At 33.8% G+C, this 20,378-nt stretch carries 17 protein-coding genes, 1 tRNA gene and 1 pseudogene; 7 read left to right on the forward strand and 12 right to left on the reverse strand.

Features of this window, described 5'->3' with window-relative positions:
- The first annotated feature begins 46 nt into the window (after positions 1–46).
- On the forward strand, positions 47–1,561 hold the full coding sequence (locus E0W69_RS11315) for a serine hydrolase (protein WP_131330172.1): 1,515 nt from the start codon (positions 47–49) through the stop codon (positions 1,559–1,561).
- A 72-nt stretch (positions 1,562–1,633) separates the two neighbouring features.
- Positions 1,634–3,196 carry a serine hydrolase gene (locus tag E0W69_RS11320; protein WP_131330173.1) on the forward strand — a complete coding sequence of 521 codons (1,563 nt, stop codon included), beginning with the start codon at positions 1,634–1,636 and terminating at the stop codon, positions 3,194–3,196.
- Positions 3,197–3,396: 200 nt separating this feature from the next.
- Here the strand turns inward: E0W69_RS11320 and E0W69_RS11325 are convergent, their stop codons facing one another.
- The 6 genes and pseudogenes from E0W69_RS11325 to E0W69_RS11350 form a co-directional block, all read right to left on the reverse strand.
- A complete protein-coding gene (locus tag E0W69_RS11325) occupies positions 3,397–4,566 on the reverse strand; it encodes a hypothetical protein (RefSeq protein WP_131330174.1) in 1,170 nt (389 codons plus the stop codon).
- A 204-nt stretch (positions 4,567–4,770) separates the two neighbouring features.
- Positions 4,771–5,870 (reverse strand): annotated as a pseudogene (gene gmd, locus E0W69_RS20855) (GDP-mannose 4,6-dehydratase).
- 18 nt (positions 5,871–5,888) lie between these two features.
- On the reverse strand, positions 5,889–6,815 hold the full coding sequence (locus E0W69_RS11335) for a GDP-L-fucose synthase family protein (RefSeq protein ID WP_131330175.1): 927 nt from the start codon (positions 6,813–6,815) through the stop codon (positions 5,889–5,891).
- Between the two features lie 327 nt (positions 6,816–7,142).
- Positions 7,143–8,699 (reverse strand): S10 family peptidase, encoded by a 1,557-nt coding sequence (locus E0W69_RS11340; protein ID WP_131330176.1) that lies wholly within the window; start codon positions 8,697–8,699, stop codon positions 7,143–7,145.
- 95 nt (positions 8,700–8,794) lie between these two features.
- Entirely contained in the window at positions 8,795–9,175 is a 381-nt protein-coding gene (locus tag E0W69_RS11345) for a hypothetical protein (protein ID WP_131330177.1), read from the reverse strand.
- Positions 9,176–9,252: 77 nt separating this feature from the next.
- Positions 9,253–9,326: transfer RNA gene (locus tag E0W69_RS11350), tRNA-Ala, on the reverse strand.
- A 66-nt stretch (positions 9,327–9,392) separates the two neighbouring features.
- Here E0W69_RS11350 and E0W69_RS20480 point away from each other — a divergent pair.
- A complete protein-coding gene (locus E0W69_RS20480) occupies positions 9,393–9,569 on the forward strand; it encodes a DUF6728 family protein (RefSeq protein WP_191967821.1) in 177 nt (58 codons plus the stop codon).
- Here the strand turns inward: E0W69_RS20480 and lpxB are convergent.
- Genes lpxB through E0W69_RS11365 form a run of 3 tightly spaced genes read right to left on the reverse strand, consistent with a single transcriptional unit; the run spans position 9,566 to position 12,414 of the window.
- Positions 9,566–10,669 (reverse strand): lipid-A-disaccharide synthase, encoded by a 1,104-nt coding sequence (gene lpxB / locus E0W69_RS11355; RefSeq protein WP_131330178.1) that lies wholly within the window; start codon positions 10,667–10,669, stop codon positions 9,566–9,568. The genes E0W69_RS20480 and lpxB overlap by 4 nt on opposite strands.
- A gap of 28 nt (positions 10,670–10,697) precedes the next feature.
- Complete coding sequence (locus E0W69_RS11360) at positions 10,698–11,594, reverse strand: SAM hydrolase/SAM-dependent halogenase family protein (protein ID WP_131330179.1); 897 nt, start codon at positions 11,592–11,594, stop codon at positions 10,698–10,700.
- A 13-nt stretch (positions 11,595–11,607) separates the two neighbouring features.
- Positions 11,608–12,414, reverse strand: a complete 807-nt coding sequence (locus tag E0W69_RS11365) for an SDR family oxidoreductase (RefSeq protein WP_131330180.1) — start codon at positions 12,412–12,414, stop codon at positions 11,608–11,610.
- 203 nt (positions 12,415–12,617) lie between these two features.
- Between E0W69_RS11365 and E0W69_RS11370 the strand changes: the two genes are divergently transcribed.
- The 4 genes from E0W69_RS11370 (at position 12,618) to E0W69_RS11385 (ending at position 16,642) form a co-directional block, all read left to right on the forward strand.
- The gene (locus E0W69_RS11370; RefSeq protein WP_131330181.1) at positions 12,618–13,937 is read left to right on the forward strand and encodes a DNA recombination protein RmuC; all 1,320 of its coding nucleotides are present in this window, start codon (positions 12,618–12,620) and stop codon (positions 13,935–13,937) included.
- Positions 13,938–14,006: 69 nt separating this feature from the next.
- Complete coding sequence (locus tag E0W69_RS11375) at positions 14,007–15,290, forward strand: type IX secretion system plug protein (protein WP_131330182.1); 1,284 nt, start codon at positions 14,007–14,009, stop codon at positions 15,288–15,290.
- 41 nt (positions 15,291–15,331) lie between these two features.
- Positions 15,332–15,718 carry a hypothetical protein gene (locus E0W69_RS11380; protein WP_131330183.1) on the forward strand — a complete coding sequence of 129 codons (387 nt, stop codon included), beginning with the start codon at positions 15,332–15,334 and terminating at the stop codon, positions 15,716–15,718.
- Positions 15,719–15,871: 153 nt separating this feature from the next.
- Positions 15,872–16,642 (forward strand): SGNH/GDSL hydrolase family protein, encoded by a 771-nt coding sequence (locus E0W69_RS11385; RefSeq protein ID WP_131330184.1) that lies wholly within the window; start codon positions 15,872–15,874, stop codon positions 16,640–16,642.
- A gap of 73 nt (positions 16,643–16,715) precedes the next feature.
- Here the strand turns inward: E0W69_RS11385 and E0W69_RS11390 are convergent, their stop codons facing one another.
- The 3 genes from E0W69_RS11390 to E0W69_RS11400 form a co-directional block, all read right to left on the reverse strand.
- The gene (locus tag E0W69_RS11390; RefSeq protein ID WP_131330185.1) at positions 16,716–17,486 is read right to left on the reverse strand and encodes a succinate dehydrogenase/fumarate reductase iron-sulfur subunit; all 771 of its coding nucleotides are present in this window, start codon (positions 17,484–17,486) and stop codon (positions 16,716–16,718) included.
- Between the two features lie 51 nt (positions 17,487–17,537).
- Positions 17,538–19,541 (reverse strand): fumarate reductase/succinate dehydrogenase flavoprotein subunit, encoded by a 2,004-nt coding sequence (locus E0W69_RS11395; protein WP_131330186.1) that lies wholly within the window; start codon positions 19,539–19,541, stop codon positions 17,538–17,540.
- A gap of 66 nt (positions 19,542–19,607) precedes the next feature.
- A complete protein-coding gene (locus E0W69_RS11400; protein ID WP_131330187.1) occupies positions 19,608–20,306 on the reverse strand; it encodes a succinate dehydrogenase cytochrome b subunit in 699 nt (232 codons plus the stop codon).
- Positions 20,307–20,378 lie beyond the last annotated feature (72 nt).

Raw genomic sequence — 20,378 nt, forward strand, 5'->3', positions numbered from 1 at the left:
TTATGTATTGCATCAGTTCAATAATAAAAAATAATTGATAGTTAAAATGAAAAAAATAGTCTTATTATTCTTAATCTTCGTTCAGTTTAAAGCCTATTCTCAAAGCGCTAAAATCAATTTTGCGGAATTGGATCTTTATGCGCAGGAACTGATGAAAGAATTCAATGTACCTGGAATGGCTTATGCTGTTGTGAGAAATGATTCTATCGTATATGCAAAAGGTTTCGGTGTAAGAGAATTCAACAAAAAAGCTACGGTTGATGCCGAAACGGCTTCTGGAATTGGTTCCATTTCTAAATCTTTTACTGCATTAACATTGGGGATTCTGGTGGGTCAAGGAAAACTTAATTGGGACGATAAAGTCCGAAAATATCTACCCGATTTCGAACTATACGATCCTTATGTTTCAGAAAATTTTACCATTCGTGATTTACTCACACACAGAAGCGGTTTGAAGCAAGTCAGTGGTGGAATGCTTTTGGCACATTCCGATTTATCGAGAGAAGAGATTGTAAAACAATTGAAATATTTAAAGCCTGTTTCGGGTTTTAGAGACAAACCGGCGTACCAAAATGTCATGTATCTAGTAGCCAGCGAAATCGTTAAAGTGGTAAGTGGTATGTCGTGGGACGAATTTTTAAAGCAAAACGTCTTCGAAAAACTGGACATGAAAAGCAGCTCTTCCTTATTTACACAACGAGAAGCGACCATCAATCGTGCGCACCCACACGTGTCAAACAGCAAAGGCGAATTGCAAGAAATAGTGCATGAAAAAGGGAACAATGTAGCGCCTTTGGGGTTTGTCTTTTCTTCGGTCAACGATATGGGGAATTATATGCGAATGTTGCTGAATGATGGCAAATTTGAAGGCAAAGAAATCATTGCAAAATCCGCATTGGACGAGATTTTTACACCACAAATTCATTTCCCTGTCTTTCCTATTCACAATGAATTCACTTCTTACGGATTTGGTTGGTGGCTGACGCCCGCAAAAGGACATAAAATTATAGACCACAGTGGCGGACTAGATGGCATGACAGCCAATCTTGTGATGATAAAAGATCTGAATATCGGAATTATTGCAACTTGTAATACAGACAATTCAGCGCCGCTTTTACTGACTTGGAAATTGTTAGAACAAGTAATAAATGATTCGTCATACAATGTTCACGATAGAATTTTGAACAGTTTTAAAAAAAGGAATACGAAAAAACAAGAATATTGGTCCAAAATGGAAAATCTGAGGGTAAAAAATACCAAACCATCTTTTGATTTGAATGTGTATGCAGGCACTTATCATGACAATTTAATTGGTGATATTTACGTAAAACAGAATAACAATAATCTCGAAATTATCTTCCCAAATAATGACATTTTCCATGGTAAATTGAGTCATTGGCAATACGATACATTTTTGGTGGATTGGAATGACATCCGCATTCCGAATGGTTTTATCACTTTTAATTCCAACATCAACAGAGAAATTACAGGCATCACCATAGAAGAACAAAATCTATTGGATGTAGATTTTACAGAACTCGATATTAAGAAATTGAAATAAATCAATATGAAGCATCAATTAACAACAATTGGTAAATTGGCACCTAAAAATAAATACTTAAAATAAATCAATATGAAAATAAAACTACTATTCACTATCGCATTTATTATTGCGTTACTCAATGTTTCCAATGCGCAGATCACCACCCAAAAAATTGATTCGCTGATGAATAAAGCGATGACCGAATTTAACGTAGTTGGTGCCTCCGTTGCTGTTATTGCTGATGGAAAAATTGTGCTGGAAAAAGGTTACGGTGTAAAATCGCTTACTACAAAAGAACCTGTTAATGAATATACTAATTTCCAGATTGCCTCCAACAGTAAAGCTTTTACGGCTACTGCGCTATCCATTTTGGTGGATGAAGGAAAAATAAAATGGGATGATAAAGTCATAACATATATTCCCGAATTTAAAATGTACAACGATTACGTCACACAAAATTTCATCATTGAGGATCTTTTATGCCACAGAAGTGGGCTCGGTTTGGGCGCAGGCGACTTGATGGAGTTTCCGGCAGGCGGTGATTTTGGCATCGAGGATGTTCTCAAAAATTTACAATATTTCAAACCTGTTTCTCCTTTCAGAACCAAATGGGATTATGACAATCAGCTTTATCTTGTTGCAGGAGAATTAATAAAAAGAGTTTCCGGAATGTCTTGGGAAGAATTTATACAAACAAGAATTTTTAAACCATTACAGATGAAAAATTCTTATCCTGCCAATTCTTATATCAAGGATTTTTCTAACGTTGCAACACCGCACATCGTCAATCAAAAAGAAAAAAAAACTATCTCTCTTTACAATTTTAATAACAAAATAAATGGTGCTGCCGGTAGTATTTTTTCCAACGTGGACGATATGACAAAATGGGTTCAGCTTCAATTGAATGGTGGAAAATATGGCGAAAAATCTGATAAAATATTATTTTCAAAAGAACGTCAAGATAAAATGTGGAAAATTCATACCGTGATGGATGCTGATTTCGACGAACGCTACAAAAGCCATTTTTCAGGCTATGGTTTAGGCTGGTTTTTAAATGATCAAAACGGAAATTTTGTAGTGGAGCATACAGGAGGCTTGGACGGGATGCTATCAATTGTAAGAATGATTCCTGATAAAAAATTTGGGATAATCGTTCTTACAAATACACAAGACGGTGGCATCTATCTCGACTATGCCATGGCAAATATACTCACAGACTACATTCTAAATGTGCCAAAAGAAGATTGGATTTCAAAGTATTCTTCAAGATTCAAAAACCGCTTAAAAGAAGGCGATTCTATTACAGAAAAAGTATGGAAAACGGTTGCTGATAACAAAAATGTGAAAATAAAAAATGAGGATTATATAGGCATCTATGAAGATAACTGGTTTGGCAAATGCGAAATATTTATGAAAGGGAACAAATTATGGTTCAAGTCTTACCGCTCACCACAACTGAATGGAGAATTGCAATACTATAATGCCAATACATTCGCTATTTCTTGGGAATATCAAGGTTTTGATGCAGATGCATTTGCGATGTTTACTTTAGACGAAAACGGAAAAGCGCAAAGCATCAAAATGAAAGGAATTTCGCCCAATATCGATTTTAGTTTTGATTTTCAGGATTTGGATTTGAAGCGAATAAAATAGAATTCAAAAATGAAAATTGCCATCTCTAAAACGCCGATTATCTTTATATTTTCGAGGCTATTTTTTTTCCAGAATTAAAAACAACAAAGTAAAAGTATATAAATTCGATTGGGATAAATAGTGTTTGGCAATATTCATATATTGTAAAAAAAGCCAATTCAAAAAAAATACGGGGGATAATATTTATTCCCCATATTTATTTACTTATATGTTATAAAATTGGTTGTATCACGATAATATACACCGCTCATAGTACTTACAAATACATGCCTGCCTGCTTGTGATACACTTGTAATAAGATTGGTATTTAGACCTGAATTATCCAACTCTTTTGTTGTTAAAGTGTTTCCGTTTAATGTGAATTCAAATAATTGAGCATTATAAATACCAATAGTTTTTCCACCTACATACCCAAATCTCAAAAATGGAAGATTCGAATTAATACCATTGCTAAAAATATGCCATGTAGCACCATTATCCTCCGATACGGTCAAGGAACTCTGATCATCTCCAATAGCAAATATATATTTGCCAATGGTAAACATTGAAACTACATCATCTAATTTAATACTTGCATTTGTTAGATCCTTATAAACCCCATTTTCATTAATTCTAAAAATTTTCGGTCCCATTAAGAGATATGTATATCCATAAAATGAGTATGTAAATGGCCTCGCACCATTTAAAGCGCCATATTTACCAAGAGAAAAAGATAATGCTTTTTGATTATTCAAAATTGGAATACCCTGCCAATCAAAATTTAAAGTTAGTAATACACTTTTCAATGTGTCATTGTGTGCAGTATCAGATGAGTACGTGTAACTATATAAAAAACTAGAATCATTGACAAATGAAATCGCATTCCAATTATAACCAATATAACCATAACCGTAATTTTCCGTCTGCGTTGGTGTTGGGCTATTAAATTGATAATTTCCAGACACAGCATGTCGTACACCATAAGCTCTCAACCCAGTCGGATTTATTCCTACATAAAGTAATTTGGACAAATAAGGTCTTACGTAATATGTATTCCCTGAATAGGTAGCTCCCCAGATGGTATAATAATTACTTATTGCTGTTGACAATTCACCTTTGCCTAACAAATCGTAAAAAGAGCTATTACCATTTACGATTCTTAAAAATTCATTATTTGCAAATAAAGCTTCAGAATCACTGATCGCTAAACTATTTAGTTGAATTTTTTGTGCAAATTGAAAAGTTGAGTCCAAATGCCAACTATTCAAACTAGAACTATCAACATATTGTATTTTATCGACTTCTTTTCGACAAGAAGAGAACACAGACAATAAAATTAATAACACAAAAGCAAATCCACAAAACTTTTGGATGATTTTAGAGTAATTCATAGTCAATCTAAATAGGTTTTATAAAATCAAATCTACTATATTTTAAAAATAAAAATAGGATAAAGCATACATAGTTATGCAATTATCCTATTTATTTATAAAAAATTCGCTGTAATAAACTTAGCTACGTTATACGTTATCGTACAATTGTTTCAATAATTCATTTTATAGAAAATTCCTTTTACCTAATGAATCAATAAAGTTTTATCCAGCTAATTGTTCCCAGCGTTGTACATGTTTATCTCTTTTTATTAATTCTATATCATTTGATACCATTTCCGCAACTAATTTTTGTAAGGTATATTCTGGCTCCCACCCTAACTTTGTTTTGGATTTTGTTGGATCACCAATTAACAATTCAACTTCTGTTGGCCTAAAGTAAGCCGGATCTACAGCCAACACTTCTTGACCTATTTCCAATTGAAATGAAGGACTGTTACACGCTTTTACATATCCTTTTTCATTGACGCCTTCCCCTGTAAATTCTAACTCAATACCAATTTCTTCAAATGCCAAACGTACAAAATCCCTTACCTTCGTCGTCACTCCAGTTGCAATTACAAAATCCTCTGCTGTCTCTTGTTGTAAAATGAGCCACATTGCTTTTACGTAATCCTTGGCATGCCCCAATCCCTTTTAGCATCCAAATTACCCAAAAATAACTTTTCTTGTAAACCCAACCCTATCGCGGCAACAGCTCTTGTTATTTTTCTAGTCACAAATGTCTCACCTCTTCTCGGACTTTCATGGTTAAATAAAATACCATTACAGGCAAAGAGGTTATACGCTTCTCTATAATTTACGGTAATCCAATATCCATATAGTTTGGCTACTGCATAAGGACTCCTTGGATAAAATGGAGTTGTTTCTTTTTGCGGAACCTCTTGAACTAAGCCATATAATTCAGAAGTGGACGCTTGATATATTTTTGTTTTCTTTTCTAATCTTAATATTCTGATAGCTTCTAACAATCTCAACGTGCCTAATGCATCTGCATTTGCAGTATATTCTGGTGTATCAAAACTCACTTTCACATGACTCATTGCAGCCAAATTATATATCTCATCAGGTTGAGTTTCTTGAATAATACGAATTAGGTTCGTGCTATCTGTCATATCTCCATAATGTAATTTTAACCTTAAATTTTCATCATGAGGATCTTGGTAAAGGTGATCAATTCTTTCGGTATTAAAAGAGGAGGCTCTCCTTTTGATACCATGTACCATATACCCCTTTTCCAAAAGTAGTTCAGCTAAATAAGCTCCATCTTGTCCAGTTATTCCAGTTATAATTGCGGTTTTCATATTTTTAGTTTTTGTTTTTCAACGGTTTTTATACCAATTATAAGTTTTTTCAATTCCTTCCTTTAAATCAACTTTGGGTATCCATCCTAAATTATTCAGTTTTTGGCTGTCCATCAATTTTCGTGGGGTACCATCAGGCTTTGAGCTATCCCAGATAATCTTTCCTGTATGTCCAACAATTTCTTGTACAATTTCTGCAAGATCTTTTATAGTAAGATCTGATCCAAATCCAACATTATATAAATAATCTGGCATCGAGTTTTCTAAAGAATATTTTACAGCCTCAGCTAAGTCATCAACGTATAAAAATTCTCTCAAAGGCTGACCACTTCCCCATAAAACAACATCTGCATTGTCTTGAGTTTTGGCATCATCAAATTTTCGTATCATAGCAGGCAATACATGCGAATTGTTTAGGTCAAAATTATCATTTATTCCATATAAGTTTGTCGGCATTAAACTTACATATTCCCTACCATATTGACTTTGTATTGCTTGACACGCCTTAACTCCTGCAATTTTAGCTATTGCATAGGCCTCATTTGTTGGTTCTAGAGAACTAGTTAATAAAGAATCTTCATGAATTGGTTGAGGCGCATATTTAGGGTATATACAAGAACTACCTAAAAATATAAGTTTGTTAATACCTAAATTAAACGATGATTGTATTATATTATGCTGAATTATTATATTATCCATTAAAAACTCATAGGGATAAGTCTTATTCGCCATAATTCCACCTACTTTAGCTGCTGCGACTATTACTGCTTCTGGCTTTAATTCATCTAAAAATACCGATACTGCATTTTGATTTCTTAAATCCAATTCCTGACTCGTTTTTCCATACAAGTTAGAGTAACCATTTTGTTCCAAACATCGCCATATTGCACTACCTACCATTCCTTTATGACCTGCAATATAAATTTTTGAATCTTTAGATATCATTTACTTTTTATTGAATGATTCGCTTTTTAACGTTTATGTTAGTTTCTTAAAATCTGCAACTCCTGTTTTTCAAAGGTATAAACGCTTTCACAGATAGAATATTATAAATACACGGTGCCTATTTCATAGATTTAAGAAAAAGAATAATAAATTCAATTTATTGATTTAGAAAAATAAAAAATAGAGCTATTATCCTCTTTCTTAAAGACCATAAAATAAAAAGCCATAATTAAAATACCTTCATTACAAACAATATTATCGTTATGAAATACTAAGTTGATCTGAAAAATATTTATATGAAATTGATATTTTTTTGTAAAAAATCAATTAATAATTTTCCTTAATAAACTTAGCCACGTTGTCGTGCAATTGTTTCAATGATTCATTATGCAAATACACCATGTGACCACAGAAATAGCGTGCATATTCAATATTTTTTTGCAATTCTGCAGGTATTGGTAAATGTTTCATTTCATATTCCCCTTCGAAATACGGAGTACCCAAATCATAATAACCAGAATTTAACATCACTTTCATATCAGGATCATATACCATTGCTTGAGCCAAATCGTTCATCACATTAGGAAAACCGACAAAGCCATTTCGTTTAAAATTCCAACGACCAACATCACCAAACGTTTTGAACTCCAAATCTTTTCCAAAATTCAAAGTAGTTCGTACATAGTTGTTATAAGTCGAGGTAAATGGCGCATCAATATAGGATTCCATCGGATCATATTCTGCATATTCACTCAATGGATCAATTGCTTTACCAGAATATCTAGAATCCAAACGCCCTGTAATCTTACTACTATCACCTAATAGTGTTTGTTCAAACTGAGGGCCGTTGATTTTCAAGTTTGCTTTTTTGATATAGTCTACGGGTAAGCCTGTATAATTATGAATTTTTTCAGCTATTTGATTAAAACTATTTGGATCCAAGTCTGCCCCTTTATTCAAAGCGGTTGCGTATTCACCCAACGCAAATTTTTCAACTTCCCTCAATAACGGTTCTAATTGTGGAGGATTATTGGGCAACTTTTTATGATACCATGCAGTCGCTGTATAAGAAGGTAAAACCAACTCAAATGGCAAACCATCACCAGGATTCTGTCCTGTAGTTTCTGTCATCAAACCATACGTCAATAATTGGGAAAGAAGAATTACACCATTCAAACCGATACCTTGTGATTGCAAATTGTTAGCAACTACAGCAGAACGAAAAGTTCCATAACTTTCACCAAATAAATATTTAGGTGAATTCCAGCGATCAAATTCGGTGATAAATAATTTAATGAAATTAGTAAATGCTTTTCCATCTTGGTCAATTCCGAAGAAATCAGCAGGTGTACCTGCGCCACCCATTTCTTTGGTAATTACTTTTCCAAATCCTGTACCTGGAGCATCGATAAAAACTAAATCACTTACATCAAGCAAACTATAATCATTATTTACGGTGTAAAATGGAGCTCTAGTTCTCCCCTCTTCTTTTATAAATACTTTTTGAGGACCAAACGCCCCCATGTGCAACCACAATGTCGCGCTACCAGGACCTCCATTATATATAAAAGTGATTGGTCTTTTACTTTGATCTCCACCTTTCTTAGTGTAAACGGTGTAAAACATGCTCAAAGTGGGCTCTCCTTCACTATTTTTCAATACTAAATTACCCGTCACCGCTTTATAGTCTATTACTTTTCCTTCCACAGTTACAGAACCTTCTGTCACTGACTTATGCTCCTTTTTATAGTCAAAAGCAGAGGTATCAATGCTTTTAGGAACGGGAGGTTTTTCATTATTTGGACCATCTTTTTTAGCTGGTTTTTGTGCCTGAAGCACTACTATATTTGCCAATAGACAAACAGAAAGGAAAATTTTTCGCATAGTCTTAATTTTTAAAAGTGGTTTGAAGGTTTAGTAATCAATTTAGAAGAATACGGAATTGTTTAAGCTCGAAGATAATGATCGATATTTTTATTCTAGTCAATATCTTTATTTTCAATAAGTTCATCTTTTCTGAATTTCTTTTTGAAATAATAACTATATCCTGAAGAACTAGAATCTGAACAAGAAACAACATTTACAAGTTTCCACCCTTGAAATCCCATGTAATTTAATGCATCGACAACTGAATTAAAATTTTTAATTCGACCCTCTTCATCATGTAATCTCTGAGGTGAAGCAAAAAAACGTCTGAATTGACCAAAATTAATATCTATAGAAACTTTGTTACTCAATGCCTTTGGATGAGTATTCAATTCGCAATATTGCTCAACAAGTGTAGAGTCATCAATGATAACTTGAGCTTTGATTGATTGGAAAACAATCATTAAAACTAAAATAGCTGATATTTTTTTCATAGTGCCTAGTTATTTTCTAAATATTATAAGAATACTAAATAAATTTTATCTATTATTTAATTTTTGGAAATTAATTGTGGAGAATACCGGGCTCGAACCGGTCACCTCTACGCTGCCAGCGTAGCGCTCTAGCCAAATGAGCTAATCCCCCAAATGAAACGTTTCCAAAAATAATGGTTTTTTTTTCAATTATCTTTGTAAAAATATTACTCGAAATATGCAAAATGGATTTTGGAATCAAATAGCAGAATATCTCTTTCTTAAAAAGAAAGATCCCAATAAAGTGTATAGTAAAAATACCAAAATTATGCATGGCATGAATAAAATCTCCTTATTCATGTTTTTGATTGCATTGCTTATTATTATTTTCAAAGCAATTTTTAAGCATCATTAGATTTGGTCGATGATGATTTGTGCCGCTTTTTCGGAGGCAAATCCTCCTTCAGATAATTTGGCTTTCAATTGAGTATAATCTGCCAGCAATTCTGCTCTTCTCGTTTGGTCTTCGAGCAAAAGTTGTAGTTCTTTTTTCAAGTTTTGTTCGTTTAGATCATTTTGAATCAGCTCTTTCACTACCAATTTTCCCATGATCAAATTCACTAGGGAAATAAAAGGCACTTTAATTAATCGCTTGGCTATTTGATAACTGATATTGCTTCCTTTATAACATACGATTTCTGGTGTTCCAAATATTGCGGTTTCCAGTGTAGCCGTACCGCTGGTAACGAGTGCAGCTTTGGCATTTTGCATTAATTTATAGGTACTATTCGCAATCAATTGGACATTTGGAAAAGCACTAATAATCGATTGATAAAAAGAGGCCTCTTGACCAGGAGCTTGGCCAATGACAAATTGATATTCGGGGAAATATTTAGTTACGGAAAGCATGATGGGTAATTTTTTCAAAATTTCCTGCTTTCTACTTCCTGGTAATAATGCAATTATTGGATTATCCGAAATCGGTTGATGATCTTGTTCCTGTTCAAAGCGTTCAATCTCTTCGACAAGCGGATGTCCCACATAATCTACATCCCATTGCCATTTGTCTTTGAAATAATCTTTTTCAAAAGGCAAAATTACCAACATCTTATCGATGGTACGTTTCATCTTGGGCACTCGTCCTTCCTTCCAAGCCCACACCTGTGGCGCGATATAATAGACGACTTTGATATTATTTTGTTTGGCCCATTCTGCTATACGCAAATTAAAACCTGGATAATCGATTAATACTAATACATCAGGTTTATATGCCGCAATATCTTCTTTGCAAAAAGAAATATTTTTAAGAATCGTGCGAAGATTAGAAACAACTTCGATGAATCCCATAAAAGCGAGATCGCGATAATGTTTAACCAATGTTGCACCAGCAGTTTGCATCTTGTCTCCACCCCAGCACCGAATATCGGCATTAGGGTCCTTGATGTGTAATTGCTTTATTAGATTGCTACCATGAAGATCTCCACTTGCCTCACCAGCGATTAAGTAATATTTCATCATTTAAAATTTAGAACCGATTTGGATATTACAAAATCGATTTTTGTTGTAATCTTGGTGGTGCTTTTGGGATATTAATGTCTGGAGCTATTTCTTTGAAAAATATTCTTATAGTGCGGTACATCCAATCACTGGAAGGTTGATTGTTGTAGGTATTTTCTGATTTTATGTCTGCAAATGGTTTTAATCCAAACAAACCAGCAACATTGCCATTATTGATAGATATTTCCAAAAATCCTGCAGAATTAAACCAAGCTAATTTTTCACTTACTGGAACTGAAGCGTAATTTTCTCCGATGGTTTTGATAGTTTCATTTCGGTTAAATACCAATTCAAAATCTCGACCATTGCTGATTTCTTCAAATTCCTTTTTCGTAATATTGACAATTACATTTTCAAAATTATCCACGAAAATAATTTGCCCTTCAATCCAATCGGTTCCAAATGTAGGTTGCAATGGATATTTGGTAACGATATCTTCTACCAATATGCCTATTTTTTCCAAAGATAAACCTTCGGAAATAGCAACGGCAGCATTAACCATAGCCTGGGTAAACTCCAAAGTTGTAATGGTTTTTCCTTGCGGAAGTGCCACTTTTACAACACGTTCAGGTACTTTGTTGATAATCATTGTCAAAATACCATTGTCTGGACAAATGAATATTTGCCCATTTATTTCCGCAACGAGAAAATGCTCAGGATTTTTGAAAAACAGATTAAAAATGACCAAGTTTATCGTCTTGGCAGGAAAATATTTCAGTGCATTGCTGCAAATATATCCAGAATGATAATAATTCTTAGCCGACATATAATGTACTACATCTACGATATTAGCAGTAGGCAAAGCAGATACAATCTGTCCTTTCACAGCGCCGATGATATAATCACCCAATCCGATATCAGAAGATAATGTAATAATAGGCATATTGAACTAAAATCTATTTTGTTAAAACCCCATTTTTAAAATAAAACTTATGGATCAATTTGTCCGTCCAAGACGGAAATAATCTATTCATCCAAACAGCTTCTTTTCCCTGAAATGTCAAAATAAGGTTTCGTTTCTTTTTAATAATTGATCTTAAGATATAACTAGCGCATTGCTCCGCCGTCATCATATTTCCTTCATCCATCAATGATTCTGCTTCAGGTTTGGCGTCTTTATTCAAAGCAACATTACGAATATTGGAAGCCGTAAAACCTGGACATACCCAGATCACATTGACATCCTTATGCTTTAATTCCGTGCGAATGGATTCCAACCAACCATTCAGCGCATATTTGGATGCAGAGTACCCAGAACGACCAGGAAGACCACGATAGCCAGCGATAGAGGAAACTCCAACAATTGTGCCTTTTGATGCTAATAAGTAAGGTAAAGCATATTTGGTACAATACACCGCACCCCAGAAATTAACGTCCATCACATTGCGCAAAGTATCCATATCCGTTTCCTCGAATAAAGCACGCATGGAAATACCTGCATTATTGATCAAAATATCAATCTTTCCATAGGTTTTTATCGTCAGTTCTATCAGACGACGACAATCTTGCTCAAAACTCACATCCGCTTTATGTGTCATAAAAGGATAATCAGAATATTTGAGTTGCATCTGATATAATTTATCAAAATTACGTCCGCAAGTTGCAACCTTCGCACCGTCTTCCAATAGTTTTTCAACTAGTGCTTTTCCGATACCTTCGGTACCGCCGGTAACGATAACAACTTTGTCCGTAAAAAATGACATATTAATAGAATTGCTTGCCGCAAAAATAAAAATTTATTGGTGGCTTTCAAGAACTTTGACCGATATATAATTTTTTATTTTTAATAAGAATGTTTTATAGTAGTCGCTTTATTTTCAATCAATTAAAAAAATATGTTCTTTTTTCATTTTACTAAATATTATCGCAATAAATACTAATTTTGTTAGTATAAAATTTACACAAAATGATAATAATTGGCTTAGCGATACTTCTATTTTTTCAATTAGTGATTTTGTATAAATTATTTACACAAAAATCGAGTGGTGAAAAAGAAAATTTTATCAAATTGGATCAGCAAATCAGTCATTTAGAAGATTCAACGCGTAAAGATTTTGGGATAAATAGGGAAGAAAATCAAAAATCCATTTTGGGATTTAAAAAGGATATTCAAAATTCATTTCAATTATTGGGAAATGAATTAATCAAACAAATCCATCATCTCAATACAACACAAAAACAACAATCAGAAGATCATATTTTGAGATTGGAAAAATTTGAAAATAACATCAATAAAAACTTGAATGACATCAGATTAACAGTTGAAGAAAAATTACGTCAATTACAATATGACAATCATCAAAAATTGGAAGAAATGCGTAAAACCGTAGACGAAAAATTAGAAGCGTCCATCGAAAAGCGTTTTGACCAATCTTTCAAATTAATCAGTGATCGACTCGAACAAGTACATAAAGGATTGGGCGAAATGCAGACGCTTGCATCTGGCGTAGGTGATTTGAAAAAAGTATTGACGAATGTGAAAACGCGCGGTAATCTCGGCGAAATACAATTGGGAAATATACTCGAACAAGTTTTATCTCCAGAACAATATTTACAAAATACTATGATTCGTCCCAATACTTCTGAACGAGTGGAATTTGCCATTAAACTTCCTGGAAAATCTTTGGATGAGGCAGTTTTGCTTCCCATTGACTCAAAATTTCCCAACGAAGATTATCAACGCCTATTGGATGCTTATGATCATCGAGAAAATACAATTGAATTTGAAATTGCCTCCAAACAATTTGAAAATGCAGTCAAAAAGTCTGCGAAAGATATTAAAGAGAAATACATATTTCCGCCTTACAGCACCGATTTTGCCATAATGTTCGTACCCACGGAAGGTTTGTACGCGGAGATTTTACGTAGAAATGGTTTGTTTGAATTACTACAACGCAATTATAAAATTACGGTTGTCGGTCCTACTAATTTAGTCGCATTTTTGTCGAGTTTGCAAATGGGATTCAAAACATTAGCAATTGAAAAACGCTCTAGTGAAGTTTGGGAAATTTTGGGAGCGGTGAAAACAGAATTTGGAAATTTCGGTGGTATTTTGGAAAAAACGAAAAAGAAATTATTAGAAGCTACCAATGTAATTGATTCTGCAGGTATCAGAAGTCGTGCGATAGAACGCAAATTGAAGGAAGTACAAGAATTACCTAAAGATATATCTCAACAAATTTTGGATGGTACGCCACTCTCCTTGCCCGATAACTTTGATAATTAATTTGCTTATTATAAGCGAAAATTGTCGTTTTTTCGTTTACTGTAAATAAAATATTTAGACATTCGTTTTATGCAAAAAATAATCGGCGTTATCGCTTCTACCATGCTAACCATCATGCTTTTTTCCAATATTGTATTTGGACAAGATGAAATACGACAAATCAACATACATACACCCCAATTTTTTCAAAATGGGAATCAAATGACTTATCCAATCATCGCATTAGGCGCCACAAATGGATTAGAAGTAGATTTTGATGATTTTGATTTACGTGTTAAAAATTATAGTTATTCATTTCAATTATGTGATGCCGATTGGCAACCTGTAAATTTGAGCACATTTGATTATATCAGTGGTTTTGTCCAAAACAGAATATTGAATTATCAATTTTCCTCCATTGCTATGCAGCAATATGTCCATTATATGTTCACATTTCCTGCTTCAAATTGTATGCCTACGAAAAGTGGCAATTACATTTTCAAAGTATTTTTGGACGGAGATACTAGTAATTTAGCATTTTCAAAAAGATTTTTAGTTACAGATAATAAAGTAAACATTACCGCTCAAATCCAACAACCCTTTGACACAAAGAAAATGTACACACATCAAAAGGTACAATTTACAGTAGATAATTCTGCATTACAAATATCTAATCCCCAACAGCAAATCAAAGTTGTAGTTCTACAAAATTATCGTTGGGATAATTGTGTGAAAGGGATGCAACCGGCGTTTATGCGTGGTAGTCAATATGAATATAATGGTGAAAGAGACTTTACCTTTCCTGCTGGGAAGGAATATAGATGGATTGATAATTCTAGTTTTCGATTTTATAGTGATCGAGTGAGAAGCATTGATAGAAATTCTGTTCCATTCTATGTAGAGGCCGTTACAGATATGCAACGTAACAAGACTCAATATTTACCTTATGAAGACTATGATGGATTTTATAGTATCAAAGCAGCTGAGCAGATTACTGCTTCGACTCAAGGCGACTATGGAAATGTACATTTTAAATATGAAAATTATGACAAAACCGCGTTTCCAGATTTAAACGTATACATCGTAGGACAATTCAACAACTATAATTGTGATATCAATTCTCAATTGAGATACAATGCAGATAGCGGATACTACGAAACCAATCAATTGCTCAAACAAGGTTATTACACTTATATGTATGTAACCAAACCTATAAATAATCCACAATCTGAGACCTCTTTTGAATTTACAGAAGGTAGCTATTGGCAGACTGAAAATAATTATACAATTTTAGTGTATTTCCGAGAACTTGGTGGCAGATATGACCAATTAATTGGAAGCCAAACAATCAACTCTAATATTAGTGACAATTAAGTTTTATTACAACTTTTTGTTAATCGCGTCGTCTTTTCTATATGAAAATACCATTTTTATTAATTTCTATTATTATCGTAGTGAATATTAATGCACAATTATCTAATCATCAATTTGACAGTTGTATCCAAAAAGGAAGAACTTTACAACGAATTGATATGACTCCGACGATTGGATTTGCGGCACAATCTTCCGCGTATTACCAATTATGCGAATATTTGAGATCAAAAGCAAGTAACCAGCAAGTACATATCCTTGTCAATTCAGATAATACAATCGTCAAATACATTGGTTATCATATTGCTAATGAACGCCAAATAAAATTGAGCAAAATTGAAATAAATAGTCTTCTATCTAAAAAAGAAATCGTTGTGATAGGAAGTGGTTGTGTATTAAAAAAAGTGCCCTTTTCATCCTTAATACACTAAAAAATAAGCTCCGATGGAAATCGGAGCCGCAAACTAAAACTAACTGCTTATGAGAAAATTGACTACTTAATAATCATTATCAATTACTATGCCAATAGATATTCAATTAAAAGTTTAATTTTATATAATTCATATTTTAATTGATTTCCACACATGAAAACAAAATATAGTTGTAAAAAGCATTATTTAGTATTAGGCAGTATTTTATCAGCTTGTTTGCTGTTACTGTCTTACAAATCAGATATTGAAAAACCTGGAAATGCATCAAAATATAGTGTAGCTCAAACCAAAGTACTTCCCAATAGCCCATTATCTGGAAAATCACTTATATTCTTAGGTTCTTCTGTAACGCTCGGTGCTGCATCCGAAAAGGAGTCTTTCGTAGATTTTATTAGAAAACGTGACAATTGTACTTGTATTAAAGATGCTGTGTCTGGAACAACATTAATGGACAACGGAAATGAATCTTATATTAAAAGACTACAAAAATTACCAATACAATTAAAGGTAGACGCTTTCATATGTCAGCTTTCAACGAATGATACACATTTTAATGGACTTACCAAATTGGGTTTAATTAGTAATACAAAAGACACTTCTGATTACGACACAAATACGACTTTAGGTGCGATTCAATATATTATTTCCTATGTTAAAAAGACATGGAATTGTCCTTTATTTTTTTATACAAATTCCTATTTTAAGGATAAAAATTATGAAGTATTAATTAAGGAATTATATAAAATACAAAAAAAAGATAATATTTATATTATTGATCTTTATAATGATAAGAAATTTAATAATATTTCATCTGATCGCTTGAAATTATATATGGCGAATGATCTCATTCATCCATATAAGGCTGGTTACAAATTGTGGTGGACACCGTTTATAGAAGAACATCTCTATAAAATTTTGAAATAATTAATTTTATAGATAAAAAATAAGGTTGCAAATTTTGCAACCTTATTTTTTATCTCAATTATATATTTAAATACTAATGAACTGTGTCATCTAAAACTGCAGCTCTAATATATTCATGATTCAAACGAGCAATATTGGCGATAGAAATACCTTTTGGGCAAGTTGCTTCACATGCACCAGTAGAGGTACAAGCGCCAAAACCTTCTTTGTCCATTTGCGTCAACATGTCAAATACACGTGACTTTCTTTCAGGCTCACCTTGAGGCAACAATGCCAATTGTGACACTTTAGCACCAACAAATAACAACGCAGAGCTATTTTTACAAGCAGCAACACAAGCTCCACAACCTATACAAGCGGCAGCGGCAAATGCTTCATCTGCTTTTTTCTTTTCAATAGGAATATTATTCGCATCTTGAGGGTTTCCGGTATTTATGGAAACATATCCACCAGCTTCAATAATTCTATCAAAAGCACCTCTATCTACAATCAAATCTTTGATTACAGGAAATGCTTTTGCTCTCCAAGGTTCTACAACTATTGTATCACCATCTTTGAATGCTCTCATGTGCAATTGGCAAGTTGTATTTTGTTGCCAAGGACCATGAGGTTTACCATTGATATACATAGAACACATACCGCAAATACCTTCGCGACAATCGTGATCAAATGCAATTGGCTCTTTTCCTTCTTCTACTAGTTGTTCGTTCAAAACGTCAAACATTTCCAAAAAGGACATTTCTGATGAAATGTTTGCAACGCTAAATATTTCGAAATTGCCTTGTGCTTCGCTATTGGCTTGACGCCATACTTTTAGCGTCAAATTCATATTATAATGTTCCATCGCTTACTCAGTTCAATTATTTATAAAAAATTATTTTCTATTAAGTAACTACTATTTGTAATTACGAGTTGTAGGTTTGATTACTTCATATACCAATTGATCTTTGTGTAATTCTTCACCCAAAAGACCATTTGGATTTTCACCTGTAAATTCCCATGCAGAAACGTACATAAATTGATCATCATGACGTAACGCTTCCCCATCTGGAGTTTGAGACTCTTCACGGAAATGACCACCACAACTTTCCGCACGATCTAATGCATCTTTACACATCAATTCGCCTAATTCGATAAAGTCAATTACACGACCCGCTTTTTCCAATTCTGGATTCAATTCTTTATCGGAACCAGGAATTTTTACTTTTTCCCAGAATTCTTTACGTAATTGTGCGATTTCGTTAATTGCTTCAGTCAAACCTTCTGCGGTTCTAGCCATACCACATTTATCCCACATGATTTTACCCAAACGTCTATGTAAGCTATCAACAGTTTCAGTACCTTTTACATTTAGCAATTTTGAGATACGATCTTTTACTTCTTTTTCCGCTTTGTCAAATTCAGGATGTGTAGTTGGAATAGGTTGATTGTAAATCTCATCTGCTAAATAGTTACCCAATGTATAAGGAATAACAAAATAACCATCAGATAAACCTTGCATCAAAGCAGATGCACCCAAACGGTTAGCTCCGTGATCAGAGAAATTACATTCACCTAAGGCATACAAACCATCAATCGTAGTTTTCAATTCATAATCTACCCAAAGCCCACCCATTGTATAGTGAACTGCAGGGAAAATACGCATTGGTGTTAAATATGGATCTTCACCTGTAATTTTCGCATACATATCGAAAAGGTTACCATATTTTTCTTTTACCACATCCAAACCATGTTGTTGTATAACCGCCGCGCTTGGATCAGTAATACCATGTTTACCACATTCAATCTTACCATAACGAACTATCGCTTCCGCAAAATCCAAGTAAACGGATTGTTTGGATGTACCTACACCATAACCGGCATCACATCTTTCTTTCGCCGCACGAGAGGCAACGTCACGAGGTACTAAGTTACCAAATGCAGGATATCTTCTTTCTAAATAATAATCTCTTTCGTCTTCAGGAATATCGTTTCCTTTACGTGTATCATTTTTTTGTTTCGGTACCCAAATACGTCCATCATTACGCAAGGACTCTGACATCAATGTCAATTTGGATTGATTTTCACCAGAAACAGGAATACATGTTGGGTGAATCTGTGTAAAACAAGGATTAGCGAAATAAGCTCCTTTTCTATGCGCTTTCCATGCAGCAGTTACATTACTACCCATCGCATTTGTAGAAAGGAAAAATACGTTTCCATATCCACCAGTACAAAGCAATACAGCATGTCCAAAATGTCTTTCAATCTCACCAGTAACCAAGTTACGTGCTATAATACCACGTGCTTTACCATCAATTACAACCACTTCTTCCATTTCGTGGCGATTATAAATAGTAACGGTACCTAACGCCACTTGCCTTTCTAATGCACTATAAGCACCTAAAAGCAACTGTTGTCCTGTTTGTCCAGCAGCATAAAAAGTACGTTGTACTTGTACACCACCAAAAGAACGGTTACTTAACAAACCACCATATTCACGAGCGAAAGGAACACCTTGAGCTACACATTGGTCAATGATATTGCCACTTACTTCAGACAAACGGTGAACGTTTGCTTCACGTGCACGATAATCACCACCTTTAATCGTATCATAGAAAAGACGGAAGACGGAGTCTCCATCATTTTGATAATTTTTTGCCGCATTGATACCACCTTGCGCCGCAATTGAGTGCGCTCTACGAGGTGAATCTTGGTAACAAAATGCTTTTACCTTATATCCCAATTCTCCCAAAGTAGCAGCCGCACTTGCACCAGCAAGTCCAGTACCTACAACGATAACTTCTAATTTACGTTTATTGGAAGGGTTAACAAGTTTACAATGTCCTTTATAATTTGTCCATTTTTGATCTAATGGACCTTCTGGTATCTTATTATCTAATATATTCTTTTCAGCCATGATATCAAATTTTTTTGAAAATGAAATGAACCATCGTTTGAAAGGTTCTTATCAATTATTTACAATTTATTGAATCCATCCAAAATGTATGCTTATTGGCATCATTGCAAATGCTAATGGGATGATTACAGAATAAGTATATCCTAAGCACAATAAAAATTTGTTGTATTTTTTATTGAAAACACCTACACTTCTAAATGCACTTGAAAACCCATGTGCCAAATGATAAGCCAAAGCTAAACATCCAATAATGTAAGCTACAACTACCCACAATTGGGAAAATGTTTCTTTCATTTTTGTAAATACATCATGTACTTCTAATACAGTTCCATTTTTAGTCGTTATTTGCGTTTCTGGCATACCTCCAAAACGAGAAGGAATGAAGAAATCATACCAGTGTAAAATCAAAAACAACAAAACTAATGTACCTAAAATAGCCATGCTACGGCTATACCATTTGCTACCTCTATTACCATAAGCAACATTGTAAGCAACGCCTCTTTTGCCTCTATTAGAAGCTTCCAGCATTAAACCTTGAATGATGTGAAGAAATAAAAACAAGAACAATCCTATCTCTAAGATTCTCGGGACAATATTGTCACCCATAAAATGTGCAGCTCTATTAAAAGTTACACCTCCGTCATTTACCCAAATACATGCGTTTAATCCTGCGTGAACCAGCAAAAACAAAATAAGAAATATGCCGGTGAGTCCCATCGTTAATTTTCTTCCAACTGATGAGGTAAATACTTGCTTCCAAGTCATAATGCTATTATTAAGTTGAAAAATCGAAACAAATGTATGAAAACGAACGCCTGTTTGCTCAAAAAAACTATT

The sequence above is a fragment of the Rhizosphaericola mali genome (assembly GCF_004337365.2).
Taxonomy (GTDB): Bacteria; Bacteroidota; Bacteroidia; order Chitinophagales; family Chitinophagaceae; genus Rhizosphaericola; species Rhizosphaericola mali.

Bases quoted from the DNA above. Each gene is read 5' to 3' on its own strand.
- E0W69_RS11375 (WP_131330182.1), top strand. From the start codon at position 14,007: ATGCAAAAAATAATCGGCGTTATCGCTTCTACCATGCTAACCATCATG.
- E0W69_RS11365 (WP_131330180.1), bottom strand. From the start codon at position 12,414: ATGTCATTTTTTACGGACAAAGTTGTTATCGTTACCGGCGGTACCGAA.
- E0W69_RS11380 (WP_131330183.1), top strand. From the start codon at position 15,332: ATGAAAATACCATTTTTATTAATTTCTATTATTATCGTAGTGAATATT.
- E0W69_RS11395 (WP_131330186.1), bottom strand. From the start codon at position 19,541: ATGGCTGAAAAGAATATATTAGATAATAAGATACCAGAAGGTCCATTA.
- E0W69_RS11400 (WP_131330187.1), bottom strand. From the start codon at position 20,306: ATGACTTGGAAGCAAGTATTTACCTCATCAGTTGGAAGAAAATTAACG.
- E0W69_RS11360 (WP_131330179.1), bottom strand. From the start codon at position 11,594: ATGCCTATTATTACATTATCTTCTGATATCGGATTGGGTGATTATATC.
- lpxB (WP_131330178.1), bottom strand. From the start codon at position 10,669: ATGAAATATTACTTAATCGCTGGTGAGGCAAGTGGAGATCTTCATGGT.
- E0W69_RS11325 (WP_131330174.1), bottom strand. From the start codon at position 4,566: ATGAATTACTCTAAAATCATCCAAAAGTTTTGTGGATTTGCTTTTGTG.
- E0W69_RS11370 (WP_131330181.1), top strand. From the start codon at position 12,618: ATGATAATAATTGGCTTAGCGATACTTCTATTTTTTCAATTAGTGATT.
- E0W69_RS11335 (WP_131330175.1), bottom strand. From the start codon at position 6,815: ATGATATCTAAAGATTCAAAAATTTATATTGCAGGTCATAAAGGAATG.
- E0W69_RS11340 (WP_131330176.1), bottom strand. From the start codon at position 8,699: ATGCGAAAAATTTTCCTTTCTGTTTGTCTATTGGCAAATATAGTAGTG.
- E0W69_RS11345 (WP_131330177.1), bottom strand. From the start codon at position 9,175: ATGAAAAAAATATCAGCTATTTTAGTTTTAATGATTGTTTTCCAATCA.
- E0W69_RS11385 (WP_131330184.1), top strand. From the start codon at position 15,872: ATGAAAACAAAATATAGTTGTAAAAAGCATTATTTAGTATTAGGCAGT.
- E0W69_RS11315 (WP_131330172.1), top strand. From the start codon at position 47: ATGAAAAAAATAGTCTTATTATTCTTAATCTTCGTTCAGTTTAAAGCC.
- E0W69_RS11390 (WP_131330185.1), bottom strand. From the start codon at position 17,486: ATGGAACATTATAATATGAATTTGACGCTAAAAGTATGGCGTCAAGCC.
- E0W69_RS20480 (WP_191967821.1), top strand. From the start codon at position 9,393: ATGCAAAATGGATTTTGGAATCAAATAGCAGAATATCTCTTTCTTAAA.
- E0W69_RS11320 (WP_131330173.1), top strand. From the start codon at position 1,634: ATGAAAATAAAACTACTATTCACTATCGCATTTATTATTGCGTTACTC.